The organism is Marinobacterium sp. xm-a-152 (genome assembly GCF_013282965.1).
GTDB lineage: Bacteria > Pseudomonadota > Gammaproteobacteria > Pseudomonadales > Balneatricaceae > Marinobacterium_E.
Window position 1 is genome coordinate 16,414 of record NZ_WBYI01000003.1, and the last position, 12,207, is coordinate 28,620.

General features: G+C 53.7%; 17 protein-coding genes. 14 read left to right on the forward strand and 3 right to left on the reverse strand.

Annotated elements, in window-relative coordinates:
* Positions 1–66 precede the first annotated feature (66 nt).
* The 14 genes from XMA152_RS03145 to XMA152_RS03210 all read left to right on the forward strand — a co-directional run bounded on the left by XMA152_RS03145 (position 67) and on the right by XMA152_RS03210 (position 11,127).
* Positions 67–381: an addiction module antidote protein gene (locus XMA152_RS03145; RefSeq protein WP_173482680.1), complete on the forward strand. Its 315-nt coding sequence runs from the start codon at positions 67–69 to the stop codon at positions 379–381.
* Between the two features lie 175 nt (positions 382–556).
* Complete coding sequence (locus tag XMA152_RS03150) at positions 557–769, forward strand: AlpA family transcriptional regulator (protein ID WP_153714097.1); 213 nt, start codon at positions 557–559, stop codon at positions 767–769.
* Entirely contained in the window at positions 766–1,245 is a 480-nt protein-coding gene (locus XMA152_RS03155) for a hypothetical protein (protein ID WP_173482681.1), read from the forward strand. The genes XMA152_RS03150 and XMA152_RS03155 overlap by 4 nt, the downstream gene beginning before the upstream one ends.
* The gene (locus XMA152_RS03160) at positions 1,242–2,120 is read left to right on the forward strand and encodes an ATP-binding protein (RefSeq protein WP_173482682.1); all 879 of its coding nucleotides are present in this window, start codon (positions 1,242–1,244) and stop codon (positions 2,118–2,120) included. The genes XMA152_RS03155 and XMA152_RS03160 overlap by 4 nt, the downstream gene beginning before the upstream one ends.
* The gene (locus XMA152_RS03165) at positions 2,117–2,728 is read left to right on the forward strand and encodes a hypothetical protein (RefSeq protein ID WP_173482683.1); all 612 of its coding nucleotides are present in this window, start codon (positions 2,117–2,119) and stop codon (positions 2,726–2,728) included. Before XMA152_RS03160 ends, XMA152_RS03165 begins: the two co-directional genes overlap by 4 nt.
* Positions 2,729–2,740: 12 nt before the next feature.
* Positions 2,741–4,414: a DEAD/DEAH box helicase gene (locus XMA152_RS03170; protein WP_173482684.1), complete on the forward strand. Its 1,674-nt coding sequence runs from the start codon at positions 2,741–2,743 to the stop codon at positions 4,412–4,414.
* 140 nt (positions 4,415–4,554) lie between these two features.
* Positions 4,555–4,752, forward strand: a complete 198-nt coding sequence (locus XMA152_RS03175) for a DUF6511 domain-containing protein (protein ID WP_173482685.1) — start codon at positions 4,555–4,557, stop codon at positions 4,750–4,752.
* Between the two features lie 9 nt (positions 4,753–4,761).
* Positions 4,762–5,520, forward strand: coding sequence for a hypothetical protein (locus tag XMA152_RS03180; RefSeq protein ID WP_173482686.1), 759 nt, complete (start codon positions 4,762–4,764; stop codon positions 5,518–5,520).
* Complete coding sequence (locus XMA152_RS03185) at positions 5,517–7,688, forward strand: AAA family ATPase (RefSeq protein ID WP_173482687.1); 2,172 nt, start codon at positions 5,517–5,519, stop codon at positions 7,686–7,688. The genes XMA152_RS03180 and XMA152_RS03185 overlap by 4 nt, the downstream gene beginning before the upstream one ends.
* 419 nt (positions 7,689–8,107) lie before the next feature.
* The gene (locus tag XMA152_RS03190) at positions 8,108–8,455 is read left to right on the forward strand and encodes a crossover junction endodeoxyribonuclease RuvC (RefSeq protein WP_254448267.1); all 348 of its coding nucleotides are present in this window, start codon (positions 8,108–8,110) and stop codon (positions 8,453–8,455) included.
* A complete protein-coding gene (locus tag XMA152_RS03195) occupies positions 8,452–8,664 on the forward strand; it encodes a hypothetical protein (protein ID WP_173482688.1) in 213 nt (70 codons plus the stop codon). The genes XMA152_RS03190 and XMA152_RS03195 overlap by 4 nt, the downstream gene beginning before the upstream one ends.
* Positions 8,657–9,058 carry a DUF6362 family protein gene (locus tag XMA152_RS03200; protein WP_173482689.1) on the forward strand — a complete coding sequence of 134 codons (402 nt, stop codon included), beginning with the start codon at positions 8,657–8,659 and terminating at the stop codon, positions 9,056–9,058. Before XMA152_RS03195 ends, XMA152_RS03200 begins: the two co-directional genes overlap by 8 nt.
* A gap of 337 nt (positions 9,059–9,395) precedes the next feature.
* Positions 9,396–9,845, forward strand: a complete 450-nt coding sequence (locus XMA152_RS03205; RefSeq protein ID WP_173482690.1) for a D-Ala-D-Ala carboxypeptidase family metallohydrolase — start codon at positions 9,396–9,398, stop codon at positions 9,843–9,845.
* On the forward strand, positions 9,838–11,127 hold the full coding sequence (locus XMA152_RS03210; RefSeq protein ID WP_173482691.1) for a site-specific DNA-methyltransferase: 1,290 nt from the start codon (positions 9,838–9,840) through the stop codon (positions 11,125–11,127). The genes XMA152_RS03205 and XMA152_RS03210 overlap by 8 nt, the downstream gene beginning before the upstream one ends.
* Here the strand turns inward: XMA152_RS03210 and XMA152_RS03215 are convergent.
* Genes XMA152_RS03215 through XMA152_RS12575 form a run of 3 tightly spaced genes read right to left on the reverse strand, consistent with a single transcriptional unit; the run spans position 11,124 to position 12,177 of the window.
* On the reverse strand, positions 11,124–11,384 hold the full coding sequence (locus XMA152_RS03215; RefSeq protein WP_173482692.1) for a hypothetical protein: 261 nt from the start codon (positions 11,382–11,384) through the stop codon (positions 11,124–11,126). The two genes, XMA152_RS03210 and XMA152_RS03215, sit on opposite strands and share 4 nt — an antisense overlap.
* On the reverse strand, positions 11,381–11,890 hold the full coding sequence (locus XMA152_RS03220) for a DUF3489 domain-containing protein (RefSeq protein ID WP_173482693.1): 510 nt from the start codon (positions 11,888–11,890) through the stop codon (positions 11,381–11,383). The genes XMA152_RS03215 and XMA152_RS03220 overlap by 4 nt, the downstream gene beginning before the upstream one ends.
* 8 nt (positions 11,891–11,898) lie before the next feature.
* The gene (locus XMA152_RS12575; RefSeq protein ID WP_173482664.1) at positions 11,899–12,177 is read right to left on the reverse strand and encodes a hypothetical protein; all 279 of its coding nucleotides are present in this window, start codon (positions 12,175–12,177) and stop codon (positions 11,899–11,901) included.
* Between the last annotated feature and the right edge of the window lie 30 nt (positions 12,178–12,207).

The following is a 12,207-nucleotide window of genomic DNA, read 5'->3' on the forward strand; positions in this document are numbered from 1 at the left end:
TACTCGGATACACTTGATTTATGTTTACCATCAAAACCTATGGCAAAGTCGTCGGAGGAGTAGAACATGAGCAGACCACTTAATGTCGCCAATCTACCTGAGTTTGATATGGCGTCCCAACTCCGCGATGAAAATGATATTGCGGAATATCTGTCTATTGTCTTAGAAGATGGTGACAGCGATGAACTGATACGAGCAATTGGCCATATAGCCAAAGCACGCGGAATGACACAGATCGCCAAGGAAACCGGGCTTGGGCGTGAAAGTCTCTACAAAGCTTTGTCTGCCGGAGCCAAGCCACGCTTTGAAACCATTCTGCTTGTTTTGCGTGCACTCAATATAGATCTTAAAGCAGTAAGTCACGAAGCAGCCCATAACTAAGTCAGCTGTGCACTGACATCAGATAACCGCCTCCGGGCGGTATTTTTGTTTCTGGCCGATTAACTTTTGATCGGTTTACTCCCCCCATTCATCCCCCCATCACGTTGGCTGACGCCCCTACATCCTCCCCACCAAACTGACCTCACGTTTTCGCAATAACCAACAGGAGTGCAACGTGAGTATCAAACACATCAACCAGACACTACTAGCCGAGCGCTGGTGTGTCAGCGAGACCACCCTCGAACGGTGGCGCTCGCAGGGCATTGGCCCGGTCTTTCTCAAACTACATGGCCGCATCGTTTATCGCGAAGAGGATATCCAGGCTTATGAGGAGGAGTGTCTTCGCAAAAGCACCTCGCAAAGCGTGCATGCAGGAGGTGTGGCATGAACCTTCAACAGATCAACGAGATTATCTGCACCCCAGTCAGCACACTTGCCGAGCTATCGAGTGATTCGCTGTTTCGCCTCAAAAATGATGCAGCCGATCAACTCGCTATGGCTAAAGCGTTGTGCGAGCAAGTGGATCGTGTGCTAGAGCAACGTTACAACACCCAGGCTCAACAGCAGCGTCTTTCTGTAGGCAAAGACACGGGCGTCGTGCATTTCGACGATGGCGAAGTCCGTATCTCGGCTGACCTACCCAAGCGTGTCACTTGGGATCAGAAGAAGCTTGATGAGATCGCCAAGCGCATCGCCGCCAGCGGCGAAGATCCGGGTCAGTACATCGACATCAGCTACAAAGTTTCCGAGCGTAAATACGAAGCTTGGCCCGATAATCTCAAGTCCTCATTTGCTGGCGCTCGCACCCTGAAAACCGGCAAGCCGAGCTTCCGTTTGGCACTGATTTCGGAGGTCCAGTCATGAGCCTCCCAATTATCTCAGCGGATCAACGCCTCGCCGAAAAGCGTGGCATCAAAGGCTGCATCTTCGGCAAAAGTGGCATCGGTAAAACATCACTGCTCTGGACGCTGGATGCACCAAGCACCCTCTTCTTCGATCTCGAGGCCGGTGATCTGGCTATCGAAGGCTGGAGCGGTGACAGCATTCGTCCCAAGACTTGGCCCGAGTGTCGCGACTTTGCCGTCTTTATTGGTGGTCCTAACCCTGCCCTTCGTGATGATCAGGTCTACAGCCAGAGTCACTATGACGCTGTCTGTGAGCGCTTCGGTAATCCGGCAGAGCTAGAACGCTACGAGACCATATTCATCGACTCAATCACGGTTGCCGGTCGCCTCTGTTTTCAGTGGTGTAAAGGTCAGCCTCAGGCATTCAGCGAGCGCAGCGGTAAACCAGATATGCGCGGCGCCTATGGTCTGCACGGCCAGGAGATGATTGCCTGGCTCACGCACCTTCAGCACACCCGCATGAAGAATATCTGGTTCGTTGGCATCCTCGATGAGCGTATCGACGACTACAACCGCAAGCTGTTCACCCCGCAGATCGACGGTTCTAAAACGGGTCTTGAACTGCCGGGCATCGTCGATCAAGTCATCGCTATGGCTGAACTCAAAGACGAAGACGGCAACCCATTCCGTGCCTTCATCAACCACACGCTGAACCAGTGGGGCTACCCCGCCAAGGATCGCAGCGGCCGCCTGGATACCATCGAGGAGCCGCACCTGGGCCGACTGATGGCCAAGATAAAAAGCCCCGCAGCACCAGCGCCGGAGCGACTCCGTTTTGACAGCCCTAAACCACTTCAAGAGCCAATTACCCCAGACACAGGAGATGCCCTATGAGCCTCTGGAACGACTTTAACAACGCTGATGATCAGCAATCTTACGACGTCATCCCCAAAGGAACGGTCGCTCGTGTTCGCATGACGATTAAACCCGGTGGACTTGATGACCCAAGCCAAGGTTGGACAGGAGGCTTTGCCACGCAAAGCACGATGACCGGATCGGTCTACCTCAACTGTGAGTTTGTGGTTACAGAAGGTCCCTTTGCCAAACGAAAAATCTGGAGCCTTATCGGACTGGAAAGTCCGAAAGGACCTGAGTGGGCCAACATGGGTCGCAGCTTTATCAAAGGCATCCTGAATTCATCGCGTGGCCTGCACCCCGGAGATCAATCACCCAAGGCTCAACAGATGCGCCGCATCTCTGGCTTTTCCGATCTTGAAGGGGTCGAGTTTGTTGCCAAAATCGATGTCGACAAGGACCAGAATGGTGAGCTGAAAAACATCATCAAGTCAGCGGTCACACCTGATCAAAAGGGATATGCCGAAGCGATGGGTTCTGTTCCTGCTGCCCCCGCACCGGCTGTTTACTCAGCACCAGCGCCTCAAACCGCACCTACTCAAGAGCAACCGGCTGTACCCAGCGGTCGCCCAGCCTGGGCTCAGTAAGGGAGTACGCTAATGATTCTTCGTCCCCGTCAAAAAGTGTTTGTTGAGCGCTGTCTATCGGCGCTCGATAAACATAACAACACTCTGGGCGTAGCGCCAACCGGTGCTGGCAAAACCATCATGCTCTCAGGTGTTGCGGGGCGTTGGATCCAGGGTACTCAGGCCAAAGTGTGTGTCCTCGCCCACCGTGACGAACTCACCGAGCAGAATGCCTCCAAGTTCAACCGAGTTAATCCGGATATCGAGACCTCTCTCTTCGATGCGAAAGAGAAGTCCTGGGAGGGACAAACCACCTTTGCGATGGTGCAGACACTCTCTCGCCAATCGAATCTGGCACAGATGCCCGCTTTGGATCTGCTCGTCATTGATGAAGCTCACCACGCGGCAGCACCCAGTTACCGCGCCATCATTGAGCACGCCACAAAGCTCAATCCAAGCCTAAAGCTCTTCGGGGTAACGGCAACGCCCAATCGGGGAGACGGCAAAGGACTGCGTCCGGTTTTCAGCAACGTCGCTGATCAAATCAGTCTTGCTGAGCTCATTCAATCTGGTCACTTGGTACCTCCCCGCACCTTTGTGGTGGATGTTGGTACCCAAGCCGCTCTCTCGGAAGTGAAGCGCTCGGCCGATGATTTCGACATGCATGAGGTCGACGCCATTATGAACCGCAAGGTCATTACCGAAGCGGTCGTAAAGCACTGGCAGACACATGCTGGCAAACGAAAAACGGTGGTGTTCTGCTCAACGGTTGATCACGCCAATAACGTTGCGAACGCCTTTCGACAAGTCGATGTGAACAGCGTGGTTGTTCACGGCGCACTGAACAGGGCTGAGCGAGAGTCTGCAATTGCTCAGTTTTCGGCTGGCCAAGCACAGGTCATCGTTAACGTTGCAGTGCTCACCGAGGGGTGGGATCACCCACCGGTAGATTGTGTGGTGTTGCTTCGCCCGAGTTCATACAAGTCGACACTGATTCAGATGATCGGCCGAGGGCTTCGCACTGTCGATCCTGAAGAGTATCACGGAGTCAGCAAGACCGACTGCATTGTGTTGGACTTCGGCACCAGCACCCTCATGCACGGATCGCTCGAACAAGAGGCTCTGCTCGACGGCCATCAGGTCTCTGGCAAAGCTCCAACCAAAACCTGTCCAGACTGCGATGCCGAAGTCCCACTCTCTTCTATGGAGTGCGCGCTGTGCGGCCATGTTTGGGAGCGCACAACCGATGGTGAGAAACCCGAACTCACCGAGTTTGTCATGTCCGAAGTCGATCTACTCAAGCGCTCGTCATTCCGCTGGAGTGATCTCTTTGACGATGACACCGCCCTTATGGCGACAGGCTTTTCGGCATGGGCGGGTGTGTTTTATCTAAACGGTCAATGGTTCGCCGTTGGCGGTGGTAAAGGGCTGGGAACGCATCTGCTCTCGATCGGTGAGCGCACACTTGGCATCGCTGCAGCCGACGATTGGCTTAACCAGCACGAAAACGAGGAGGCTGCTCGGAAGTCCCGTACTTGGCTGAGCCAAAGTGTCACTCAACAACAACTCAAATACCTACCTGCAGGATACCAACAAGACTTCGGACTGACACGCTATCAGGCTTCGTGTCTGATCACCTTCCGCTTTAACAAAAGAGCCATTCAAACGCGCATCTTCGCTGCAGCCAAAGCACAGGAGGCCGCCTGATGTTGTGCGCAATCTGCGGGCGTGAAGGGCGCGGGTTTTGTTGGGTGTCACTAAAACGCTCTGACTTGCAAAGGACATTCAAACGCTTCTGCTCAATGGCCTGCCAAGAGATTCATCAACAACGATTTAAAGGAGGTCATGTGATTGACCCTACTCATAACGAAAACGCGGCCGTAGTCGCTGTACTTCCGGTGCTGGGTGACTACGTCGCCAAGATTGGTATGGACAAACCTCTCGCTGACTACAGTCGCGAACAGATACTGCAACTGATCGAAACCGTCCTCGATGGCTACTTTGCCCACCTGCGTGCCAACACGCCTGACGATGTGCCGTTCTAGGAAGTTGCGATGTTGGACTTTAATTCATCAAACAACCTGAGCGAGCGCATCAGCGCTTTCATCGATGAGGGGTTGGCGAAGGATCGAAATGCTCAAACCCCGCGAGACTACCTTGGTGCTTCGCGCTTGGGCGTCGCGTGTGATCGGGCGCTGCAGTACGAATACCTTAATGCACCCGTCGATACCGGACGTGAGTTCTCAGGTAAAACCCTGCGCATCTTTGAGGCCGGCCATGTCTTTGAGGAACTGGCGATTAAATGGCTGCGGGATGCGGACTTTACACTTCTCACAGAGACTGCGACGGGAGGCCAATTCGGCTTCACGGCAGCCGCCGGTCGGCTGAGGGGCCATATCGATGGCGTTATTTCCGAAGCGCCAGCAGAGCTGAGTCTGACTTTTCCGATGCTGTGGGAGTGCAAAAGCCTCAACAACAAATCCTGGAACGATACCGTCAAGAAAGGAGTCACGATTTCCAAGCCTGTCTACGCCACCCAAATGGCGATCTATCAGGCATACATGGAGACGGCAATCCCCGGTATCTCGGAGCATCCTGCACTCTTCACCGCCATCAACAAAGACACCGCCGAACTCTACTTTGAGTTGGTGCCTTTCAACGCGGAGCTGGCCCAACAAGCATCCGATCGCGCAGTGCGCATCTTGAATGCCTGCGAAGCGCATGAGCTGTTGCCCAGAGCTGCCGCCGATCCCTGTCACTTCACCTGCAAATTCTGCGCATGGCAGGAGCGTTGCTGGGGAGGCCGGGCATGAGCAATATCGTTTGGCTCGATTTCAACGATGCGGCCGATCAGCCATCTGAGGACCAGCCATCCAAGCCGACCACACAGGAGATCAAACAGCGTCTGCTTGAACGACTACCTGATGTGCTCGGCTCTCTGCTCCCGCGAGGCGTGACGCGCGGCACCCAGTTCCTCGTGGGCGATCTGGACGGCAACAGAGGCAAGAGCCTGGTTATTGAACTAACCGGCACAAAGGCAGGCATGTGGATCGATTTTGCCACTAACGATCGCGGTGATGTTCTAGATCTATGGGGCCAGGTGCGCGGTTTCAACCGCCACTCCCAATTTCCAGATTTGATCGCTGATATTACTCAGTGGTTAGGAGACCCTGCGATTGCTTCTTATACAGTGCCCACGCAGCCCAAAGTACCAACCGACGAGCTGGGGCAGTACAGCCATAAGTGGGACTACACCGATGCCAACGGCAAACTGATCGCCTGCGTTTACCGCTACGACACGCCGGAGGGTAAGGAGTTTCGACCCTGGGATGTCCGGGCTCGAAAGATGGCAGCGCCCAATCCCCGCCCACTCTACAACCAGGAAGGACTCGCAACTGCTGATTCAGTTGTATTAGTAGAAGGCGAGAAAGCGGCCGATGCCCTGAACTCTGTCGGCATTACCGCCACCACAGCGATGAATGGCGCCAGCGCCCCGACCGACAAAACCGACTGGTCTCCCCTCTCAGGAAAGGACGTGCTGATTTGGCCCGATAATGATCCCTCGGGCATTGATTATGCGCAGGCTGCAGCTCAAGCCTGTGTCGCGGCGAAAGCCGCCAGTGTGGCCATTCTCCAAATTCCAGCGGGACAACCAGCCAAATGGGATGCCGCTGATGCTGTTGCACAAGGTTTGGACAGCGGTGAGTTTATTGCTCAAGCAGACAAACAGATCATTAAGGCCGAAGCAGGCACCATCCCAACCTTTAAGTTGGGCGAGCTCCTAGACGATGACTCACCCATCCCTGCCGACTTGATCGCACCGCGCGTCCTGACGCCCTCGGGCATGTTGGTATTTGGTGGTGCGCCCAAGGTCGGAAAAAGTGATTTTCTGCTCTCGTGGCTAACGCACATGGCCGCTGGTGCTGAGTTCTTGGGCATGGCACCGCCACGCCCTTTGCGAGTGTTCTATCTTCAGGCCGAGGTGCAGTACCACTACCTGCGAGAACGTGTGAAGGAGATCCAGCTACCCGCCTCCCGACTTTTGGTTGCCCGTGAGAACTTTATCGCAACGCCACAGCTTCGTCTGATTCTAGATGAGGATGGCATCAACCAAGTAATACCCGCAATCAACCGAGCGTTTAATGATGGTCTACCCGACATCATTGCAATCGATCCGATTCGTAACGTCTTTGATGGCGGAGACGGTGGCGGTGAGAACGATAACGGTGCCATGCTGTTCTTCCTATCGCAAAGAGTCGAACAGCTGCGTCATGCGATCAATCCAGAGGCCGGCATCATTCTCGCCCACCACACTCGCAAGCTGGGCAAGAAACAGTTTGAGGAGGACCCGTTTCAAGCGCTCGCCGGTGCGGGCAGTCTGCGAGGTTACTACACCACTGGGATGTTGCTGTTTCGTCCCGACGAGACACGCAGCGCGCGCCAGCTGATCTTTGAACTACGTAACGGTCCAGGCCTGCCGCAGTTCAATCTGGATAAAGTCGATGGCGAGTGGCGCCCGGTCGAAACCAGCGATCGGCTAGTAAACCAGAGCCATGGCGAAAAGCTCGATGCCGAACGACGTCGCAAGCAAGACATCATCCTGCAACTGATCTTTGAAGAGGCGGCCCAAGGCCGTGTCTACACCGCTAACCAGTTTGCAGAAGCGTTCGAGGGTAAAGCCGGGCTTGGTGCTAACCGCACCATCAATGAACGACTCGCTGTCTTGGCAACCAAGGGCTATCTCAAGTTCTTTCGCGATACCGACCACTACAACCTGCCACCACTGGTGCGCAGCAAGTACGGCTATCTCTGCGTGGAAAAGATGACCATTCCTGGCAGTAACGCGCTCAATCACGAAACCGGTGAGTTGATCCCATCTCAAATTCCCGTGCTTCCCACTCACTACAAATGCCCCCAAACCGGCGCGGCACTGCCCGTCGAAAACCCGAACATATGGATCTATCAAGAGGATAATTTATGATGAATTGCCTACCAATTTACCCCGAAAAACCAGTCGCTGGAGTTTTGCAATCTGGAGCAGTTTGCTGCAATCTGCAATCTGCCTGCAAACTTAACCTCAATAAAATCAGTAACTTATTCCAGTTTGCAGATTGCAGAGACCAGATTGCGGGGAGCGTCTGCAATCTGCTTAAAATCCCATATAAATCAATAAGTTACACACCAATTCCAGATTGCACGCAGACCCCCTCTCCCTACGGGAGAGGAGAGCCCCAGAGGGGTGCTCTCCATCCCAACGGTAGGGATCTGCACTCGGTCAAGCGGTTCACTCTACTGGCACTCGACCTTGGCACTCAAACCGGTTGGGCACTCTCATCCGGTGACAGAGACATCATCAGCGGCAGTGAATCATTCAAGCCCTCACGCTTTGAGGGCGGTGGTATGCGTTACCTAAGATTCAAACGCTGGCTCACTGAATTGAAGAGCCATACCGATGGCATTGATGCCGTCTACTTCGAAGAGGTTCGCCGGCACGCAGGTGTGGATGCGGCACATGCCTACGGTGGCTTCATGGCTCACCTCACCGCTTGGTGTGAGCATCACGGTATTCCATACCAAGGCGTGCCTGTGGGCACCATCAAAAAACACGCCGCCGGAAAAGGTAACGCTAGCAAGGAACTGATGATCAAGGCAGTTCAACAGCGAGGCCACCAGCCTGTCGACGACAACGAAGCAGATGCAATCGCCCTGCTCTACTGGGCTTTGGATACACAGGAGGTATCAGCATGAAAACACCCCAACCTCGCTACCGCTGCCCATTGGGACGGTTACAAGTCAACCAGAAACCAGATCCAGAGGACGTCAAAAAACAGGGCTGGAAAGAGCAGCACATTCTGGTCATCTCACCCGAGGATGAGCGGCTCGATTGGTATGAGCAACAGCTGCTTCGTAACATCGGCGATCGCCTCTACGGTGAGGAAGGAGGTCAACGTGGCTAGGCTGACTGAAGAGCAAATTGCAGAGCGACTGCATGAGGCAGCACGCACCGCACACCGACTTCCACCCGTGAAAGTCCAGGGATACTTCAACGCATGGCCGGCCATCAAACGCATGCCCTGGGAGAATCTTGGAGCGGAGCCTGAGCCCATTCGTATCCCACCCTCACCCGAAGCGGTTGAACGTATGCTTGAGGTGATGTCCTGGATGGTGTGGCTCGAGGAAGAGCAACGTCATCTCCTCTGGATGCGAGCTGAGCGCTATCCGTGGCGGGAGATCTGTGCGCGAATGGGGTGTGATCGGACAACGGCTTGGCGTAGGTGGAAGATGGCAATCGCCTCACTAGCAGAGGCAATTTCATCTAATCAAAATGAATGTAGAGGTATTTACAGGTAAATGGCTTGGCTTGCAGATTACTGCGGGCTAACGCCAAAAGCCTTGCCCCTCTGACCCTGCAACACTTTCGCCGATCTGGTGTATGATTTGATCTAACCTCGAGAAAAATCTATTTGAAGGCTGCGCTAACACCGCGGCCTTTGTTGTTTAGGGCTCCTGCGGGCTCGCGCCAAAACCGCCTGCGGGCTCATGCGAAAACTTAATGGGTCCTTCCTGGGCCTGTGTGCTATGCGGGGGGCAAGACCCCGGCATTTCGCTAGCGACAGCCTAAAAAATTAGGTTACCACCCCAGCAAGTTACCAGCGGTGGTTACCACTTCAACCTACTGAGAATATTCATGCTGCTTTCCAAACATTTTGAGCTGGCAGAGTTTGTCGTGTCTGAAACGGCGGCTCGTCAGGGAATTGATAATCAACCGAGCGACCAGGTGATTGCGAACCTGAGCGGTCTTTGCGAAAAGCTCCTTGAGCCGCTACGTGTTCATTTGGCTCGCCCTGTGATTATCACCTCTGGCTATCGCTCCGTTGAACTTAACCAGGCCATCGGCGGCAGTAACACCAGCCAGCATATGACTGGCAAGGCAGCAGACATCATCGTGCCGGGGATCACTCCATTTGATCTTTGTACACTGATCGAATCGATGAATTTGCCCTACGGCCAGTTGATCAATGAGTTCGGTCGCTGGACGCACATCAGCCTCGAAACAAGCGGCAAGCCAAAGCAAACCTTCACTGCCTACCGCAACAACCACCAAACGATTTACGAAGCGGGATTAATCAATGTCTGAACCTTGGATCTCCACAAAAATTGAGTCCTGGCCGACAGAGTCATTACTGCCCTACGTACGTAACGCTCGCACCCATTCACCTGAGCAGATCAGTCAAATTGCCGCTTCGATTGTTGAGTTTGGTTTCACCAATCCGATCCTAGCAGGCTCTGACAAGATCATCGTTGCAGGCCATGGTCGATTGCTCGCCGCACAGAAACTCGGGCTCACTGAAGTACCCGTGGTTGTGCTTGATCATCTCACACCCGCTCAGCACAAAGCGCTGATCATCGCTGACAACAAAATCGCTGAGAATGCTGGCTGGGATGACGAGCTACTGCGCACCGAACTTCAGGCACTGATCGATGAAGGCTTTAACCTAGATCTGACTGGTTTTGATCCGGATGAACTGGATGAAATCTTTGTGGCTGAAGAGTCCACTGTTGAGGGAATCACCGATGAAGATGAAACACCGGAGCTGGGTGATGAGCTTATCTCTCGCTCTGGCGATGTGTGGATTATGGGTAATCACCGACTGCTCTGTGGTGACTCAACCGAGGACGACAGTTTTGCGACCGTCATGGCAAGCGACACCGCAGATATGGTCTTCACCGACCCGCCCTACAATGTCGACTACGCCAACACCGCCAAAGATAAACAGCGCGGTACGCACCGTCCAATTCTAAACGACAATCTCGGTGAAGGTTTCTATGCCTTCTTGCTAGCCGCCTTTCAGCCGATGCTTCACCACTGTAAAGGCGCTGTCTACATCGCTATGTCATCCAGCGAACTGGATACACTCCAGGGCGCATTCAGAGAAGCGGGTGGCAAATGGTCAACCTTCATTATCTGGGCGAAGAACACCTTTACCCTGGGACGAGCAGATTACCAGCGCCAGTACGAGCCGATCTTGTATGGCTGGCCAGAAGGTCAGAACCGCCATTGGTGTGGAGCGCGAGATCAAGGCGATGTTTGGAACATCAAAAAGCCTGCGAAGAATGACCTCCATCCCACCATGAAACCGGTGGAGTTGGTTGAGCGAGCACTGCGCAATTCAAGTCGCCCAGGCGATATCGTTCTAGACCCATTCGGTGGTTCCGGAACAACGCTGATCGCCGCCGAGAAAACAGGCCGCAGAGCGCGACTGATCGAGCTCGATCCCAAATATGTCGACGTCATCGTTCGGCGCTGGCAGAGCTACACAGGGGATCAAGCAATTCGCGAAAGCGACGGGTTACCGTTCAATGATCTCGAACCCGCTTCAGTAGACGCTGAGAGTGAAATAAACGAGACAGTGGATTAATTCAACAACTCTCGCATCCCGGCCAATGCCAACCTAAGAACCGCATTGTGCCAACCGGCCTGATAGACACATTCACCTATCCGGCGATCTTGATCCAACGAACATTGAACAAAATCCAACTCGGCTTGCATCGCATTGCAGACTCGCTGTTTTAACTTGAGATCTGCACTAGCATAACTGGGGACGAGATCAGTCAACGCAGCCAAAGCTGCACAGATCAGCGGATCCACAACGACAGGCTTGCTTAACGCATTCATGAGGATTCATCCGAGATTTTATGTATCCGGTAGGTTCGGTCAGATCCAGACGTTTTAATCGATTCGATCTCAAGACCCAGACGTTTTTTCAGGGTGCCCGACAACGCACCACGAACCGTATGTTGCTGCCAACCGGTGGCGTCCATCAGTTCTGGAATACTCGCACCTTCGGCTCGTGAGAGAAGATCGATCATGATCTGCTGTTTCGTTTGTCGTGCCGGCTTTTTACCAGACTCTGATTTGATGGATTTCACAAAGACGGGAATATCCGCAATCTCGGCATCAAAGAAAGCCGGATCCGGTAGTCTTAGCACTTGGTAACAGAGATCGGTTAAGCGCCAAGTATCACCCATCTGAGCAATCAACTTCCTTGAGGCGAGGCTTTGCAAAATCTTCTGTTGCGCTCCGCCGTGGATATGCTCTGGAAACCAACGGATCTCACCGTTGGTCTCATTAACCGCGTGCAGAACGATACGTTTTTGGTTATCGGTAAGAAGATCAGACATCGAACACCTCACATCATGACCGAAGGAACAAACACCGCTCGCGCTGCTGGCGTAACCGGACCAAAGTTGGTTCGGCGTCGGCTTGCTTGACGGCGGTCGGCGCGGCGGCCCGCATCAAACGCGGCTAGCAATGCAGATTTAAGACTGGCGACACCGACTTCATGAAAATCGAGTCCATCACGATGGCGTACTTCAAGGGTGTCGATCATCAAGTGGTCGCGAGCGATAAATTCCAGTAGCAGGTCGATTTCATCAGGTGACAGGGTAGGTACTTTTTGGATTGGCATGGCTCATTCTCCTTAGGTTTCGAGCATTTA